We start from the raw sequence: 18,092 nt of genomic DNA on the forward strand, positions 1-18,092 counted from the left end.
AATTTCTACAACATTATCCATACAAGTTACTCCCGCTGACTACAAAGTTATTAAATAGTCAGTCATAATTTAAGACTTATCAATTTAAGGATTCCCATTTTCAGCCAAAATTACAACTTTCTCTGTTGATTTTGACCGAACGGGATCGACTAGCAGAAAGAATAAAAGAATGCGTTCGAGATTGCATAGATATTTATTAATCTCACATCTTGCACCAATACAAGTAAACCTAATAATTTGAGGTTGATAATCAATTTATTACCCTTTTCCCTTTAACCTTTACTCTTTTCCCTGATACCACAAGTTGGTTACGGGGTAGGTGCAAGATCTCAGTTAATCCCAACTAAAGTTAAGATATGCGTGATTTTACTGATGACGAAAACACTTAGGAGATTTACTGTAGAAGCGCGTTAAATTTGTTGCTAATAATAACGCCTTCAAAAATTGTAGGACTGTGATGTTAGCAATATCAGTGAAGTCGTAAATAAAATCGCGTATTAGCAGCCACTAATACGCGATTTTCTTAAGAGCTATAATTTTTAAATTTGCTTCCTATAAACCCATAACCTCAGCTACTTTTTTAAGATCTAAAGGAATGCCTTGTTTAAGTTCGTTAAGGCTATACTCCACTGCACTGCTAGGATCTTTTAAACCATTACCAGTTAAAACGCAAACTACAGTGGCATTATTCGGTACGCGATCCTTAACTTTTAACAAACCAGCTACGGAAGCAGCACTGGCTGGCTCGCAAAATACTCCTTCTTCCGCTGCCAAGAAACGATAAGCATCTAAGATTTCTGTATCGGTGACGGGGTTGAATTCTCCATTACTAGCTTCTTTGACTGCGATCGCTTTTTGCCAGTTAGCAGGGTTGCCAATTCTAATCGCTGTTGCCACAGTATCGGGATCTTTTACAAGTTGACCAGATACTAAGGGAGCAGAACCCGCAGCCTGGAAACCCATCATCTTGGGCAAACGAGAAGATTTACCCGCAGCAAGGTATTCTTGAAAACCCATCCAATAGGCAGTGATATTACCTGCGTTACCAACTGGTATACACAACCAGTCGGGAGCATTACCCAAAACATCAACTACTTCAAAAGCTGCGGTTTTTTGCCCTTGTAAACGATAGGGATTGACTGAATTAACGAGAGTAACGGGATAATTTTCTGATAGTTCCCGCACGATATTAAGAGCATCATCAAAGTTCCCGTCGATGGCAATTACTTGCGCACCATAAAGCAGAGCCTGAGCTAACTTACCCAAAGCCACATAACCATCTGGAATGACCACGAAAGCTTTCAAACCCGCACGACGAGCATAAGCAGCAGCAGCAGCAGAAGTATTGCCTGTACTGGCGCAAATAACGGCTTTAGCACCATCTTCTTTGGCTTTAGAAATCGCCATAGTCATACCGCGATCTTTAAAGCTACCTGTAGGGTTTAAGCCGTCGTATTTGACGTATACTTGCACCCCTCGACCAATTTTAGCTGAGATCGCCTTCGCTGGAATTAGGGGCGTATTACCCTCAAGCAAAGTAACTACTGGAGTGGATTCGCTGACGGGAAGATAAGGACGATAGGTTTCAATTAAACCCTGCCAGTTATTCGCAGTTTTGGCGATGGTTGGATAAAATAGGTTAGTCAAGGGAATACTAAGTGTCACGGGCTATTTCGGTTAAAATTAGAGTTAAGCTGCGGGCTTAAGATCGCCAATTTGTGGTTCATAACTGGCTAATAATAACTCGCAACTTAATTATTAATTGATATTTGCCAACTGTATATCGACTAGATAGACAGCTATCAATCTGTTGGCATAGTCAATTATACTTTAGATTGAAAACTGCCGATCGCGATTTCGATCTACTGTTCGATAATTACACTAGACCGTACTTGAGGCTTACTTCTGGGAGTAGATTTAGATTTGTTATAACCGCCTTTGCGAGATGAGCGACCGTGACCTTTCTTTCTCACAACTGGCTTGGAGTAGCTATCTTCAGGAATATCCCAATCTCCTTTCATCCAGTTAGGACAATCGCGGTCGTAAACCATTTGTAAGGCGGCGGCGGCGATCGCCTGAGCGTCGTATTCATCGCTCAATTCTCTGACTAAAGGTAAGAAGGATGCCATTCTTTCCCCTGCCAACGTTTCTTTAATCTTGGTTTGTAGTTTGCCAATGCGCTTAGCTTCTACTTGAGCGCGGTTGGGGATCTTCGCGATATCTAGCTTAGTACGCAAGCGTCGTTCGATCTGTTTTAAGGTACGGCGATCTCCTGAATGAACTAGCGCGATCGCTGTTCCCGTATTACCCGCACGACCAGTACGTCCGATACGGTGGATATAAGTTTCGGTGTTATCGGGCAGATCGTAGTTAATTACGTGAGACAGGTTCTGTACGTCTAAGCCTCTGGCTGCAATGTCAGTGGCTACTACCATTTTAACTTTGCCGTCGCGGAAGCGTTTGACTAGTCTTTCTCGCTGCATTTGGCTGAGGTTGCCGTGATATTCATCAACGCTATGTCCCGCCTCTTGTAACTTGCTGGTCAATTCACTAGCAGTACGTTTAGTACGAACAAAAATAATTGCCGAATCGGGTTCTTCAATTTCCAAAATTGGCTGCAAAGCTTTGGTTTTCTGCCAACCGCGAGGAATCATGTAAACGTGCTGATCGATTCGGGTAGGAGCAGCTTCTTTTTGCTTGACTGTGATGTATACAGGAGAATTCAGGAAGTTTTTGATTAATTCTTTGATTTCTCTGGGCATAGTCGCAGACAAGCAAGCAGTCTGTCTTTCTTTTGGCGTTTGACGCAGAATTTTTTTAATATCGTCGATAAAGCCCATGCTCAACATTTCATCGGCTTCATCTAGAATTGCTAGTTTCAAGTTATCTAACTTTAGCTCTCCTCGCTCTAATAAATCGATGACTCTACCAGGAGTACCGACAACGATTTGTACCCCACGACGCAAACGACTGATTTGTCTTTCGATGGATTGACCGCCATATACTGTCAAAGCATAAATTCTTTGTTCTCTGGAAAGAAAATCGCTAATAGCTTGTCCTACCTGTTGAGCCAACTCTCTAGTAGGAGTAAGAATTAAAGCTTGTACCGCTTTATCACTACCATCAACAATTTCTAAAGCGGGTAAAGAAAAGGCTGCGGTTTTACCAGTACCTGTTTGAGACTGACCGACGATATCTTTGCCCTGAAGTAAAGCAGGAATGGCATCTTGCTGAATTTGAGTGGGTTCGGTAAAGCCTAATTGCTCTAGTTGAGTCAAACAAGCTTCTGATAATCCCAAATCTCTGAAAGTAGTTGTCATAAGTTTTTTACTTTGTTGTTTTTTACTTTTTTCTGAATAAACTTTTGTTTTGTTGCCTTGAAGGCAAAACGTACCTGGTTATTGATGTAGATATAGAGCTAGGTACGGGAAATCTTTGGTAAGTGTACTAGAGTTATTTAATGTTTCTGGTCAATTTTCAATCAGATTTCCTAGATTGAAATTTAAACTGGGGAATAAGCCTCAACAGGAACTACTTCTCCGTATAAGTCATAAACATCAGCAGCAGTAATCTCGACAGAGACTATAGAACCTAAAGAAGCTTCGCCCCGAACGTAAACTAATCCATCTACTTCTGGAGCATCTTGTCTGGAGCGTCCAATTAGCAGTCCCGAACTAGGATTTTCCTGTTCGATTAGAACCTCCAAACGCTTGCCAATATAGCTTTGGTTTTTAGCTGCGGCAATAGGTTGCTGGGCTGCCATTAAGATATTGCGACGCTCTTCTTTGATTTCTGGCTCTATTTGGTCGGGCAAACTGTAGGCGGGAGTTCCTTCTTCAGCAGAAAAGGCAAATACGCCGACGCGATCGAATTGATGGCGTTTGACAAATTCAACTAAATGTTGAAACTGCTCTTCTGTTTCTCCAGGAAAACCCACGATGAAAGTCGTGCGTAAAATAGCTTCGGGTAATGCCTGTTTGATTCTTTCGATAATCTCGTCATTAACCCTTCCCTGCCAAGGACGATTCATCGCTCTTAAGATCTCTGGATGGGAATGCTGTAGGGGTAAATCTAAATAGGGAAGAACGTTAGTAGTCTCGCGAATTGCTGCTATCACTTCAGGAGTCAATCCTGTGGGATAGGCATAGTGGATTCTGATCCAGGGTACATCTACCTTTCCTAATTCTCTCAATAGTTGCGCCAGCATGGGCTTGCCATAAATATCCGTACCGTAATTGGTAGTGATTTGAGAAATTAAGATTAGTTCTTTTACCCCTTGAGAAGCTAAAGTTTTCGCTTCTGCCACAATGGACTCGATAGAACGCGATCGCTGGTTACCCCGAAGGTGGGGAATAATACAAAAGGCACAACGGTAATCACACCCTTCAGCTACTCTAAGATAGGCTACGCCCTCCGTGGTAGTACGATAACGAGGAGTGGTTTCATCTGCAATATATTTGGGTTCTTCGCTGATTTCTTCAACTCTTTCTCCCGTTGCAGCCCGTTCGATTACATTCACTATTTTGTGATAATCGCCACTACCGACAACTGCCACTGCTTCGGGTAGCTCTTCTAAAAGTTCCCCCTTAAAGTGCTGTGCCATGCAGCCAGTAATAACAATTTTCTTATCTGCTTCTGCTAATTCTACTAAAGTCCTAACTGATTCCTCTCTCGCTTCTTGAATAAAACTACAAGTGTTAACGATGACATAATCGGCTAATTCTTCATTAGAATCGACTTGATAGCCCGCTTGAGCGAGCAAGCCCAACATATGTTCTGAATCTATACGGTTTTTTTCACATCCCAAGTGGGATATGGCTATAGTTGGCTTATTTGCCATTCTTTATCCTAAATTTTAAAGACCAATACAAAGGTTGTTATAAGTTTGTATTTAGGTCAGAGCCAATATCTTGCTTGTGAGGAGTCTTACCCCTGGTCTGGAACTACATCTATAAAAATAAATATTTAGACCAACTGTTGGATGAAACTCCCTAGTTTCGCGGCGGATCGGGAGCTAACCAGACAGTTTGTGCGCGCAAAACTATTTAGATATTCAAGACACCGTTTCTGACGGGTTTTGAACTTGCGGTTATACATATCTGTCGAGATACGTAAATAACCTTTTCGTTAAAATATATTAACAGATAAAATCCTCAGTGGGAATCAATCGTTAGTAAAATTACAGCATTTGTTAGAAAAAAGCAGCCAAAAACTGAAAGTTAATAAGTATATACAGCATCTAGCTTTGTCTGAGATAATAATAACTTTTGAACAGGAGAAAAAATTCCCGTGGTGGAGTCAGCGTGAAATTAAAACAAATTTTTAAAACCAATAACCCCGTAATTGGCGTGGTTCATTTATCTCCTTTGCCTACCTCTCCTCGCTGGAAAGGTAAGTTGAACGAGGTGATTGCCAGGGCGGAACAAGAAGCCACAGCCCTTTCTGCTGGAGGCGTAGACGCTATCATTATAGAAAACTTTTTTGATGCTCCTTTTACCAAAGATTCTGTAGATCCTGCGGTAGTTTGTGCTATGACCTTGATCGTCGATCGCCTTAAAGGAATGGTGATGTTACCCATCGGGATCAATGTTTTGCGGAATGATGCTCGCAGTGCAATGGCGATCGCTACCTGTACGGAAGTTGATTTTATTCGAGTCAATGTTTTAACTGGGGTAATGGCAACCGACCAAGGGTTGATCGAAGGGAAAGCACACGAATTGTTGCGCTATCGTCGCGAATTGGGTTCTGAGGTGGCAATTTTAGCCGATGTCTTAGTCAAGCACGCTCGACCTTTAGGTACGCCTAATTTAACCACTGCGGTGCAGGATACGATTCAACGAGGTTTGGCAGATGGAGTAATTCTTTCTGGATGGGCGACTGGCAGCCCTCCAACTTTAGAAGATTTGGAATTAGCATCGGCAGCAGCGGGAGATACCCCCGTATTTATTGGCAGTGGAGCAAATTGGTCAAATATTCCTCAGTTGATGCAAGCAGCGGATGGAGTGATTGTTTCCAGTTCTCTCAAGCGTTATGGCAAAATCGAGGAAACTATCGATCCAATTCGAGTGTCTCAATTTGTGGAAGCGGCTAAATCCGCTCCTCCAGCACCCAGTAAAATAGAATCTAGATCTAATAGTTCTGTCAAACAATTCTAGCGATCGCTTTTTAAAGGCAATTTTTACTCAAGCTATAATTTGGACAACCAATCATTTACCATCGGTTAATCTTTAAGTAGATTTTAAGCAAATACTCATTTTAGACTCAGAAATCTTTCTAACCCTATGTAGTGAGTGATGCTAGATCTGCTTTCTAATGTAAAAAATATACTAATCGATCCTTAAGTTATGCGCCGTAGACGTTCTTTACCCTGGATATATCGCTGGTCGCGACCGATTATAGGTGCGATCGCCATTGCTGGGGCAGTACTAACTGCCTATTTAACAATTACTAAATTAACTGGTAGCGGGCCTGCTTGCTCTGTTGATGCTTCTGCTGGTGCTGGTTGTGGGGGAGTACTAGATAGTGTCTATGCCACCGTGTTCGGTTTGCCCTTGAGCCTATTTGGTTGTCTGGCTTACATCAGTATGGCAGCTTTTGCTCTCGTACCTCTAGCGATCTATAGCGATAAGCAAAAAGCTTTAAAAAGAGAGTTTGAAAATTATACTTGGTGGCTGTTACTGATGGGTAGCATCGCTATGGCAGTCTTTAGTGGCTACTTGATGTACATACTAGCGACAGAACTTAAAACTGTATGTCCTTACTGTATAGGTTCGGCTTTATTTTCTTTGAGTCTTTTGATCCTGACTATTAAGGGTAGAGATTGGGAAGATTTAGGACAAATAATGTTTACGGGCTTGATTGTGGGCTTGTTGACCATTGTGATAACTTTGGGCATCTATTCTGGTGTTAATCCATCCATAGCAGATGAAGGCGGTACAACCGCAGTTGAAGAAGTAGTAGATGCTGATGGTTTGATTAAAATTCCCGAACCTCAAGGGGCAGCCACACCACCCAAAGGCTGGAATATTACTACCACTTCTGGAGAAGCAGAAATGGCATTAGCCAAACATTTAACGGCTACAGGAGCGAAAAACTATGGTGCTTACTGGTGTCCTCATTGTTACGACCAAAAGCAACTATTTGGTAAGGAAGCGTTTGCTGAAGTAAATTATCTAGAATGTGCTAATGATGGAGCAAATTCCCAACGAGAAGCTTGTTTGGCAGCAGGTATTCAATCTTTTCCCACTTGGGAAATAGACGGTAAGTTTTATCCTGGTACTAGGACTTTGGGGGAGTTAGCCGAACTTTCTGGCTATGAAGGAAATACCGAGTTTAAGTATAAGCCCTAGGTTTTAGGGGACAGTTGACAATGGACAATTTTCGAGCAGCAAAAAAACTTAAAAGGGCTATTTTGTAGGATTCAAAAAGCGGCGATAAATGTATTGATTTTCGCCGTTTTTTTATTGCTCTAGTAGAAGAATTCTTAACCATCTATTAAATTTATTTGAGTCAATCGGGTTATGGTTAAACAGTAAATAGTTAGATTGAAGCCATAATCTAGATGAATCCAGAAGCTTTAGCTGCGATCGCCATTTTTATTTTGGGCTTTGGCTTGATTTCTCGTCGGCTAGAAAAAACTATTATTACTCCGCCAATGGCATATGTTTGTTTTGGCTTGGTAATTAGTTCTAGTGCTTTGGGATTAATCCAAGGAGTTAAGATTACCAACGAAACTATTAAAGTCTTAGCAGAAATTACCTTGGCGGTATTATTATTTACCGATGCTTCTCGCATTAAATTAAAATTATTGCGTCGCGAATATAATTTACCCTTACAATTACTCGGTATTGGTTTGCCTATTGCTATAGTTTTGGGAACAATTTTAGGATTGCTGTTATTTCCCGAATTAAATTTATGGTCGGCAGCAGTATTAGCCACAATTCTCTCCCCTACCGATGCAGCTTTAGGACAAGCGGTAGTCAATAGTTTTCTCGTACCAGCCAAAATTCGCCAAGCAATTAATATTGAAAGTGGTTTAAACGATGGAATTTGCTTGCCAATATTATTATTATTTGTCTCCCTAGCTACCACAGGAGAACAAAGCAATGATGCTACTTATTGGTTAACGTTTACTAGCCAACAGATTTTTTGGGGCATATTATTGGGGATAGGAATTGGCTATTTTGGCAGCAAGCTAATTGCCAGCAGTTTGCAACGTCAGTGGATCACTCACTCTTTTGAAGAGCTAGCTATTTTAGGGCTACCCATTCTTGCCTATAGCAGTGCCGAGATATTTGGCGGGAATGGATTTATTGCTGCCTTTAGTGGTGGTTTGACTTTAGGCTCAATCGCTACAAAATCAATTTTAAGATGTCTGCACGAATTTGGCGAAGCAGAAGGACAATTATTAACTCTCGTCTCATTTCTTTTATTTGGCGCGGTGATGGTAATTCCTTCTCTTGTGGAGGCAAATTGGCAAATGTATTTATATGCGATCGCTTCTTTAACTATAATCCGCATTTTAGCAGTAGCGATCGCCACTAGCAATCTCAAACTCCAGTTGGATAGTAGCTTGTTTATCGGTTGGTTTGGCCCTAAAGGTATAGCTTCGATCGTTTATGGTTTATTAATCCTTGAAAAAGAAGATTTAGCTAACAGTCAGCTAATATTTGGCACAATGGTTATTACGGTATTTATTAGCGTTTTCGCTCACGGCTTAACTGCTTTTCCTGGAGTTTATTGGTACGCCAGACGCATCGATCGCAAACAAGATATTCACCACGCTATGCCCGAAATGAATCCTGTAAATGAATTGCCAGTGCGCCTACCTTGGCGAGATTAGATACTTTATGCCAAACCGAAGTTAAGTAGTCGTGCCCAATTAATTGACTAGTGAAGGATAGGTAGCAGGTAGTAGGTAGTAGCACCTAATCCCCCCGTCTTCTAGTCCCGTCTTCGCGGGATAATATCTCCTAGTCACCCAGTCTCCCCGTTTCCCAAATGTGTAACTAATTCTGCTTAGGTACTTAACTATCTTGCCGAGTCATCGATAGTTGGCGATCTTCATTTTCCGTTTGAGCTTTAGAAAATTGCAGTACGTAGCGGTAGCTAGAGTTAATCGATCCCTGAACTACTACTTGACCTTCGTGCATTTCCGTTAAATGACAGCAAAATAACAGTCCTAAAAGATCGCGAGGAACTTTGTTATTATTTTGCTCTAGAGAATATTCTTGATTGATAATCGCCATTAAAGCAGCAGAACTTAATACCTGATGATTGCGAGGAGAAATATCGCTCATTCCTGCATTAAAACCATCGCGATCTGCAAAGTTATCTAAATGAGTGGAAGAATTGCTCAAGGCTTTAGCGATCGCTTGAGACTGTTCGCTTGCTTCTCCAAACCCTTCACCCAACCAAGGATGAGCAATTCCTACGGCAATATTTAAGGCTTTATTTCTGCGGGAGACATGAACTTTTACTTCTCCTCCAGGTTCGGACATTTCGATAATACTGGAAATTAAATAATAAAGACCTTGTCGCACTTTTTCTTTATCTAAATACCAAATACGGTTACCTGGTTCTATAGAAAGACTCAATTTTTGTTCTTGTTGTTTGGCACTTTCCAATAAACTGTTAATCACCTGTTGGCAGAGCATTTCAATATCCACCGAACTAGCATCGATATCTGCACTCTGTTCGCTCAAAACTCCAAGATTGACAATTTCATCGACTAAAGAAATTAAGTTTTGACCGCTATTATGAATAATTTCTAAATATTCCCGTTGTTTGACAGTTAAAGGGCCATATACTTCTCTGTATAAAACGCTAGCCATACCAATAACCGAAGTCAAAGGAGTCCGCAATTCTTGAGTAAGCTGAGAGAGTAATTTAATTTTAATGGGATCGGATTGAGTAATTGTTTCCGCAACCCCAGGTTTATTTCCCGAATTAATGCGATCGCCAGCATCAAGATTATCTCCAGAATTGGGAATTAGCTGCCGTATTTTTTGCCATTGAGGTCGGTCGAAATGAGCTTGAGAAAGATTGTGTTTCGCTTCAACCAGACGCTCTCTTTCAAATTCTCCCATACACCAACGAGCCAGCAAAGCAAGATATTCTATATCTCGTTCGCTAAATTTTTTGGCTTTCCAATCCATAACTTCTAAAGTACCCAAGCACGTACCATTAGAAGCCATTAAAGGAACTCCTAAATAAGCTCTGATGCCACAATGTTGAGCTAAAATGCTATGAGCAAAAACCAATTCGTTTAAAGTATTTTCAATAATTAAAGGTTGCTGGCTATCTACAACATAGGTGCTAAAAGATTCTGGGAGAGATATTTTTCTTTGCATGGCAATCTGATTCATCAAACCAATTGTAGATAAACCGACTGTTGATTTAAACCAAATTTCTCGTTCGACAACCAGACCCAAGATGCAGATTGGTGTCTCCATAAATGTTGCAGCTTTTTGGGTAGCTTCTTCAAAAACAGGAACTGCTTCAGATACTAATAATCCCAATTTACTGAGAGTTTCTAATCTTAATTGCTCTCTTGTGGCAGGACTGATATCGTCCAAACGGCAAAAAAGCTGGTTTTTTGGCTTAGTCATATCTTTGACTTGCGAACCTAAATTTATTGCTTTCACTGGTATTGCTAAATTTTAATAAGAGTTATATCAGAAAAATTTTGCTAAATTGACTAACTTATAGATTGAAACATTTTTAGTTAGCTAGTTATAAAGTTCCCTAAAAACCCAGCAAACGAACATTTTAAGCATAGATTCACAAAATAACGATATTTAAGCGCGAAAATTACTCTTTTTCCACTAATAAAAAATTTGAGAAAAGTTAGTTTGTGTAATTCTATGATTGATATTTTGTAGGCTTAAGCATCTTTCTTCCAAGCAGGATGGGCAAAAATGGCATCAATTACTCTTACCCCTCGCAATTGGTTGGATAGAGGTAAATGACCCATAGGAGCAGTTTTATCCCAAGTAAACTCATTAGGATAGCGCGTCCAACTGTTGCCAGACTTCCAATTTATTTTGGGCCATAGTTTGGCAAAATCTTTACCCACAGACAGCCAAAGTTTTCTTTGCACTGAAAAACCAAATTTTCCTTCAGAGTACATCAGCCAAAGTTTATCTAGGGTGCGTAGATCGGTAATAGGAAAACTTTCGACTTCAGTAAAATAAATCCACTTTCTTTCGATGGCAGCTTTACCAGCCAACTCGCACATTTTTTGTAAAGTCATCACGTCAGCAGCTTCAAAATCGGCTTTGGCTAACAATTCCTGTAATGGTTGGTAATTAAGATTGCGTTCCGATTCTAGAGGAAGAACACCATCGGGAAAATTACTAGTTAAAAACTCCTGTATTTTGGGGTTTGGATCGGAATATAAAGCTTGGTAAGCTTTGCCCAAAGCTAAATTGATGGATTTGAGGTCTACTGTAACCATCCAATCCATCAAGATTTCTAAACCAGATTCACCCTCTTTTAACAATTGGGTGACAGACTGCAATTGTTTTTTTTCTGGTTCTGAATATATTTGGTGTTTTAAACCGCTAGTGTTTTCCATACAAAGTCTTTCTCACCACGGCTAGTTTACCGCTATTAAAACTGAAGGAGTGTAGAGCGAGCTTAGTAAGAGTATTTACACTACTAGATGAGTGTTTGTACTTAGCTTCTGCCTTAGGAAATCCTATCATGGTTTGGGCTTCTCACTCTACATATTTCCTTGAGTCTTTATTGAGCAAGCAGCAGCTTAATAATCAACATCAGCTTGAGCAAAATATTCGTCGGAAAACAAGCCGAAATCTGCTTCATCGGGATCTTCTGTGAGAGCAATTCTTTTCTCTACTGGCTCGTTAACCCAATAGTCTGTGGTATTGATTTCAGAACTAGAGAAGTTATTATTTTCCATCACCATAGTTTCTGTAGTGAATTCGGTAGCTTTATAAGCGGCTTTGCCGTTTACAGCCGTACCATAATTATTTTTAACAATTGAATAGGCACTTTTCTCGTTGTAGATTCCCGATATATCGACATTTTTGTTAAAGGAAGGAGCTACAAAATCTTCTCCCGCATCTATGATGACATTTCCGACAATCGAAGTATTAATCGTAGTATCATTCCAGATGAACATGGCATTGATATCTGAAAAATGACTATCTTTGACGATAATATCATTGGTGTTAAAAAACTTAATTCCAGCTGCATCGTGACTTTGAGCGTGTTGGGCGGCGAGGTTAACGTTTTCTACTTTAATGCCACTAATAGTCGCTCCATCGGTGTCGTTAACGCCAATACCTTTTCTGCCTAGATTATTAAAAGTAGAATCAAGCAGTCGAACTCCATCAGCACCATTAAGTACAATTCCCGTATTATATTGACCGTTTCGATTGGTGCGATCGATGCCAATATTGTTAACATCAATATTTTGTATGGTCAGATCGAACACTTTATAGCCATAGATCCCAATACTACCATTAGTTATTTCGATATCTTGGATGGTTGCTCCACCTGCTGTGGAGTTGAGGGTGATAATAGATTCGGATGTATTATTACCATTGATAATCGAACCCTGTTGACCGTCAAGAGTAATATCTTTATCGATGGTAATACCGTTGGTGTAGTAGGTTTTATTTCCTAACTTAACTACATCTCCATCGTTAGCAGAGGCGATCGCTTTTTCTAAATTACCGCCAAAATCTCGATCTACATTGATAATTTTTCCTCCCGCTTCTGGTTTAGCCATAAGATCTTGACCTCTACCGTATTGTGGGTTTGGCTCTGGGGTTGCTTTGGGGGTTATGACTGGTGTAAGGGGTGCTTCTGGCTCTGGAGTTACTTCAGGGGTTATGACTGGTGTAAGGGGTGCTTCTGGCTCTGGGGTTGCTTTGGGAGTTGTTACGGGTTTTGCTGCACTTTCTCCGCGAATAGCTGTTGCTTCTGGAGCGATCGCTTTTTGATTGTAGTCGTCGATAATGAATATCGGTTTAATCGACTGTCCTTGTTGAAGATTTACTTGGTCGTTTTGACCGCTAATTGTATAGTTTCCATTGCCGTTATCTACAAGATCTACGCCATAAACTCCGCGTATTTCATAGGGTAAAGAAAAATCTATCTCCCAGTCTCCAATTTTTGATTGTGCGGAGATATCTAATTCGACTTTATATCCCCCATGCCAATCTTCGACTACATAACTATTAAAGTCGATCGCCGCATTAGATTGTTCGGGATTATCGAGACTAAAATTATCTACTGAATCGGCAAAAAATAATTTGGGTTGAACAGGAGATTTTTTGGAACTATTTCCTTCATCAACAATTAAAACAATTTGAGTTTTTTCTCCTGAGTTTAAATCTTCATTCCAATCCACTCCAGAAATATAGGTTTTACCATCTTCTTGAGTTAGTTCTGCATCATAAATTTGGTCGATTCTATAGTCATTGGGTAGTTCAACGCCGATCTTCCAATCTTCAGCATTAGCAAGAGCTTTTAGATCGATCGCAATTCGATGGCTACCGCCCCAATCATCAGTAATTGTAGATTTAAGCTCGAAAGTATTTTGGTTGACTAACATAATATTTTGAATATTTTTTAATAGTTTTAAAGAAAAATTTTAAAAGCTAATTAGTTTAATCATTAGTTGATTTTTTGCTTTATTAATTCTTTATCTTGTATGCAACCTAATTTATCTTTGCTTGATAATACAATCAGTGATATCACAAAATACTTAGAAGTGACAGCGATCGCATTACCGCACGATCGCTGTTGACTGTTGACTGATTACAAAATGATTGTATCTTCAGATTCTGGTTTTTGAGAGCCGTAGGCGATCGCTTTTCTAACAGCAGTAGCATCTAAAACATAAATTCTTACCGAATCAGTTTCAGGCGAAATCAAATTCTTAATTTGCTGCTGTAATTTCACGCCAGTTGATAGGGATTAGTAGTAACAATGCCAATGGCATCATCTCCATACTGCTTGTAGATCTTTACTGCTGAAGAGTACAGTTAGTAAAAAAATGAATAAGATTAACAACGCAGCAAATCTAAATTCTTGGCAACTCAGTCTATTGGAGTCTTCCTATCTAGAGCAAAATTTTAGCTTATGTAGTTATCCCCAACATCTACAGATACAAAGTTTTTCGCAATCATAGTATTGGTAGGAGTTTCGGAGCTATCCGTTCGGTATAAAAACCAGAATTACACAGTCGCGATCGCGTTATTAACAATCAATCAATAATAACTTTAAGCTTAGTTTAAAATATTCAAACAGAACCGAACATTATTTATTACAGTTTTCTCTACCAAAAATTGTTTAATTGGTTCGGGCAGTAAACCATACTGGTTATGGGATACAAGCCACACTTATTTATTTTTTGTCCTCTGATTAATATAAAAATAACAAAACAAATAAGTTGAAATTCTAAGTTAATCAACTATCGTCTTGGTGCGCGTTCCTTAGCTGATGAAACATCGTGCCGAGGTCGCACCGCAACTGTTAATTAAAGGAGATACAACTATGGCATTAGTACGTTACAATCCTTGGCAAGAAATGAATTCTTTACAACGCCAACTAAATCGTTTGTTTGATGACGCTTTAACCCCTGCTAATTGGGATGACTTTGGTAACTTCTCTAAAATTCCAGCAGCAGAACTAATTGAAACCGATGATGCTTTACATCTAAAACTAGAAGTTCCTGGTATGTCAGCAAAAGATTTAGATATTCAAGTAATGGCAGATCGAGTAGCAATTTCTGGCGAAAGAAAATCTGAAACTAAATCTGAAGAAAATGGTAGAACTCGCTTATCCGAAGGTGTATCCTTTAGGACTGAATTCCGTTACGGTAAATTCCAAAGAGTAATTCCTCTACCCGCACGTATCCAAAATACTAACGTTACCGCAGACTATAAAGACGGTATTTTAAATTTAACTCTACCCAAGTCTGAAGAAGAAAAAAATAAAGTAGTGAAAGTAAATCTTCAACAAGATGCTGCTGAATAGTATTTCAAGGGTAACGAACGCGCACCCCTAGATTAATAGCAAACCCAGTTGCTTATGTAGTGACTGGGTTTTTTGTTTTGAATATATCTATTTATTTTAAAACAAAGGTTCAAAACTATTTTCTTTCTTATTTCTACTAGTACTTTTACACTAGTATTTTAAATGTCGAAACTCTACCAATTGAAGCATTCCACGGTATTGGTAAAGTTACCGCAGCCAAGATGAGGAAATTAGGAATACATACTGGGGCGGATTTAAAAATGCGATCGCGTTCTTTTTTAGTAGAACAATTTGGCAAAGCAGGCAATTACTACTACAACATCGCTAGAGCCAGAGACAATAGAACAGTAGAAGCAAATCGTATTCGCGAAGATATTGAAAAATTAATTATAATAACTACCTATAGTGTTGAGCCAAAAAATTACGCTATATACAGTGTTCGAGTGAGAACTAAAGACTAGCTTCATTCCCTAATTTCCTCCCGCGCAAACTGGGTTAAATAACACTGAGTTACCGAATTTTCTTAAACTGTATAAAGTCCTCTCCCTCGGCTGGAGTTGTATAGAGCTTAATAACTATAAAATCTAGTATTACAAAATCTTCAAATGACCAGCTTCGATGCTAAAAATCCACCCAAACCAGAACTGATAGATAGTTGCGTTCATTGTGGCTTCTGTCTCTCTACTTGTCCTAGCTATCGCGTTATTGGTAAAGAAATGGATTCTCCTAGAGGTAGGATCTATCTAATGGATGCTATCAACAAAGGAGAAGCAACCGTAGACGAGGCTACTTCCCAACATTTTGATTCTTGCTTGGGTTGTTTGGCTTGCGTTACTACTTGTCCTTCTGGGGTACAGTATGACAAGCTAATTGCTGCGACTCGTCCTCAAGTGGAAAGAAATCAACCGCGCAAACTTGCCGATAGACTGATTAGAACTTTAATTTTTAATCTATTTCCCTACCCCAACCGCTTAAAGGTTTTACTCCCTGCTTTTTGGTTGTATCAAAAATCGGGTTTACAAAAACTAATACGAGATACCAAAGTTTTAAATAAACTAACTCCTCGCTTGGCAGCTATGGAATCAATTCTGCCTCAAGTGACAGCAGATGCTTGGCAGGGCAATTTACCCCGAACTATACTCGCCAAAGGAGAAAAGCGTTATCGAGTAGGTATGGTTTTAGGTTGCGTGCAAAGACTCTTTTTTTCTCCCGTTAATGAAGCTACCGCTAGGGTATTAACCGCCAATGGTTGCGAAGTTGTAATTCCTCCCAGCCAAGGTTGTTGTGCTGCACTACCCGCTCACCAAGGACAAGAAGCCCAAGCCCAAGCTTTAGCGCGACAAATGATAGATAGCTTTAGGGATGAAGATTTAGACGCGATTGTGATTAATGCTGCTGGTTGTGGGCATACTCTGAAAGAATACGGACATATTTTGGCAAGCGATCGAGAATATGCCGAAAAAGCACGGGAATTTGCGGCTAAAGTCAAAGATGTGAATGAATTTTTGGCAGAAATTGAATTGACTGCTGAGTTAAATCCTGTAAGCGACGCAGAATTGCCAGTAGTTTATCAAGATGCCTGTCATTTACTACACGGTCAAAAAATTAGCGTGCAACCCCGTCAGTTACTACGAAAAATCCCTGGAGTAAAATTGCGCGAACCTCAAGATGCCAGTCTGTGTTGTGGTAGTGCGGGTATTTATAATATGTTGCAGCCAGAAACCGCAGATGAATTGGGCAGACAAAAAGCAGCCAATTTAATTAATACGGGGGCAAGTTTGATTGCTTCTCCCAATCCTGGTTGTTCTTTACAGATTCAAAAACATTTGGATTTACAAAATTCTTCAGTCCAATTGTTACACCCTATAGAATTGTTAGACTATTCGATTCAAGGGAAGAAAATAGTTAGAAGTTAGAAGTTATTAAATCAGATTTTGCGATCGCGACTGGAAATTTATTTTTACTTGACTCAATTAGTTTAGTTCTTCAGACGAGCGATCGCATTTTCCAGTTCAAGCTTTCTTGACTTATTGACGATTGGTATCAATTGTTAATGATTGATTAATCTAAAATCTCTAATCTAAAAGCACAGTCTTTCTCAAACTAACAATTTATATCCCATCAATAGTCCATTAATCAATGAACCAACCAAAAACCAAAATTGTCGCTACTATTGGCCCTGCAACTAGTTCGCGAGATAAAATATTAGCAATGGTCAAGTGTGGGATGAATGTCGCCAGACTTAATTTTTCTCATGGTAGCTATCAAGACCATGGGAAGATGGTATCGTTGTTGCGCTCGGTATCTGAAGAATTGGATGCTCCCATTACAATTTTACAAGATCTTCAAGGGCCTAAAATTAGGCTAGGAACTTTGCCACCCGAAGGAATGGAGTTAGTTCAAGGAGAGAAACTAACTTTAGTACCGCAAACGGAAGAAATTAAAGACTCTAGTAGCATCACTATAGATTATCCCTATTTGGCAGAAGAAGCCCAAGTAGGAGAACAAATTTTGCTGGATGATGGTTTATTAGAATTAGAAATTATTGAGATCGCAGATAAGGCAGTTATTTGTAAAGTAGTTGAAGGGGGTATTCTCAAAAGTCGTAAGGGAGTCAATTTACCCAGTCTGAATTTAAGCTTACCTTCCATGACGGATAAAGATTGTCAGGATTTAGAATTTGGTATTTCTCAAGGAGTCGATTGGGTATCTCTGAGTTTTGTGCGTCAAGGGGAAGATATCAAGTTTCTCAAGCAGTTTCTGAAGGAAAGAAATGCCGACATTCTGGTTATGGCAAAAATCGAAAAGCCCCAGGCGATCGATCGCTTGGATGAGATTATCGCCGAATGCGATGGCATTATGGTAGCTAGGGGAGACTTGGGAGTTGAGATGAAACCAGAGAAAGTCCCTTTATTGCAGAAAGAAATTATTCGCAAATGCAACCTCAAGAATGTCCCTGTAATTACTGCTACTCAAATGTTGGATAGTATGATTAATAATCCTCGCCCGACTCGCGCCGAAGCCAGCGACGTAGCCAACGCAATTATCGACGGCACTGATGCGGTAATGCTATCGGGAGA

At 39.8% G+C, this 18,092-nt stretch carries 14 protein-coding genes and 1 pseudogene; 7 read left to right on the forward strand and 8 right to left on the reverse strand.

Features of this window, described 5'->3' with window-relative positions:
- Positions 1 to 552: 552 nt before the first annotated feature.
- The 3 genes from thrC to rimO all read right to left on the reverse strand — a co-directional run bounded on the left by thrC (position 553) and on the right by rimO (position 4,840).
- Positions 553 to 1,665 (reverse strand): threonine synthase, encoded by a 1,113-nt coding sequence (gene thrC, locus AC33VI_RS13930; protein WP_491782871.1) that lies wholly within the window; start codon positions 1,663 to 1,665, stop codon positions 553 to 555.
- 197 nt (positions 1,666 to 1,862) lie between these two features.
- A complete protein-coding gene (locus tag AC33VI_RS13935; RefSeq protein WP_491782872.1) occupies positions 1,863 to 3,320 on the reverse strand; it encodes a DEAD/DEAH box helicase in 1,458 nt (485 codons plus the stop codon).
- Between the two features lie 182 nt (positions 3,321 to 3,502).
- Positions 3,503 to 4,840: a 30S ribosomal protein S12 methylthiotransferase RimO gene (gene rimO / locus AC33VI_RS13940; protein WP_491782873.1), complete on the reverse strand. Its 1,338-nt coding sequence runs from the start codon at positions 4,838 to 4,840 to the stop codon at positions 3,503 to 3,505.
- A 463-nt stretch (positions 4,841 to 5,303) separates the two neighbouring features.
- On the opposite strand from rimO, the gene btpA reads away from it, so the two are divergent.
- The 3 genes from btpA to AC33VI_RS13955 all read left to right on the forward strand — a co-directional run bounded on the left by btpA (position 5,304) and on the right by AC33VI_RS13955 (position 8,842).
- Positions 5,304 to 6,155 (forward strand): photosystem I biogenesis protein BtpA, encoded by an 852-nt coding sequence (gene btpA / locus AC33VI_RS13945; RefSeq protein WP_491782881.1) that lies wholly within the window; start codon positions 5,304 to 5,306, stop codon positions 6,153 to 6,155.
- Between the two features lie 189 nt (positions 6,156 to 6,344).
- Positions 6,345 to 7,349 (forward strand): vitamin K epoxide reductase family protein, encoded by a 1,005-nt coding sequence (locus AC33VI_RS13950; RefSeq protein WP_491782874.1) that lies wholly within the window; start codon positions 6,345 to 6,347, stop codon positions 7,347 to 7,349.
- A gap of 212 nt (positions 7,350 to 7,561) precedes the next feature.
- A complete protein-coding gene (locus AC33VI_RS13955) occupies positions 7,562 to 8,842 on the forward strand; it encodes a cation:proton antiporter (protein ID WP_491782875.1) in 1,281 nt (426 codons plus the stop codon).
- A gap of 184 nt (positions 8,843 to 9,026) precedes the next feature.
- Here AC33VI_RS13955 and AC33VI_RS13960 read toward each other — a convergent pair whose 3' ends face one another.
- From AC33VI_RS13960 to AC33VI_RS13980, 5 genes and pseudogenes are all read right to left on the reverse strand, one after another.
- Positions 9,027 to 10,646: a GAF domain-containing sensor histidine kinase gene (locus AC33VI_RS13960; RefSeq protein ID WP_491782876.1), complete on the reverse strand. Its 1,620-nt coding sequence runs from the start codon at positions 10,644 to 10,646 to the stop codon at positions 9,027 to 9,029.
- 239 nt (positions 10,647 to 10,885) lie between these two features.
- Positions 10,886 to 11,578, reverse strand: a complete 693-nt coding sequence (locus AC33VI_RS13965) for a GUN4 N-terminal ARM-like repeat domain-containing protein (RefSeq protein ID WP_491782877.1) — start codon at positions 11,576 to 11,578, stop codon at positions 10,886 to 10,888.
- Between the two features lie 186 nt (positions 11,579 to 11,764).
- Positions 11,765 to 13,585, reverse strand: a complete 1,821-nt coding sequence (locus tag AC33VI_RS13970; protein WP_491782878.1) for a cellulose binding domain-containing protein — start codon at positions 13,583 to 13,585, stop codon at positions 11,765 to 11,767.
- 206 nt (positions 13,586 to 13,791) lie between these two features.
- Positions 13,792 to 13,935 (reverse strand): annotated as a pseudogene (locus tag AC33VI_RS13975) (CRISPR-associated endonuclease Cas2); the annotation flags it as partial.
- The gene (locus AC33VI_RS13980; protein WP_491782882.1) at positions 13,932 to 14,018 is read right to left on the reverse strand and encodes a helix-hairpin-helix domain-containing protein; all 87 of its coding nucleotides are present in this window, start codon (positions 14,016 to 14,018) and stop codon (positions 13,932 to 13,934) included. The gene AC33VI_RS13980 and the pseudogene AC33VI_RS13975, both read right to left, overlap by 4 nt.
- A 511-nt stretch (positions 14,019 to 14,529) precedes the next feature.
- On the opposite strand from AC33VI_RS13980, the gene AC33VI_RS13985 reads away from it, so the two are divergent.
- The 4 genes from AC33VI_RS13985 to pyk form a co-directional block, all read left to right on the forward strand.
- Positions 14,530 to 15,012 carry an Hsp20/alpha crystallin family protein gene (locus AC33VI_RS13985; protein WP_491782883.1) on the forward strand — a complete coding sequence of 161 codons (483 nt, stop codon included), beginning with the start codon at positions 14,530 to 14,532 and terminating at the stop codon, positions 15,010 to 15,012.
- 155 nt (positions 15,013 to 15,167) lie between these two features.
- On the forward strand, positions 15,168 to 15,473 hold the full coding sequence (locus AC33VI_RS13990; RefSeq protein WP_491782884.1) for a hypothetical protein: 306 nt from the start codon (positions 15,168 to 15,170) through the stop codon (positions 15,471 to 15,473).
- 144 nt (positions 15,474 to 15,617) lie between these two features.
- The gene (locus AC33VI_RS13995; protein WP_491782879.1) at positions 15,618 to 16,928 is read left to right on the forward strand and encodes a (Fe-S)-binding protein; all 1,311 of its coding nucleotides are present in this window, start codon (positions 15,618 to 15,620) and stop codon (positions 16,926 to 16,928) included.
- Positions 16,929 to 17,151: 223 nt separating this feature from the next.
- On the forward strand, positions 17,152 to 18,092 hold a 941-nt coding region (gene pyk, locus AC33VI_RS14000), incomplete at its 3' end, for a pyruvate kinase (protein ID WP_491782880.1).

The sequence above is a fragment of the Waterburya sp. genome, from assembly GCF_058530065.1.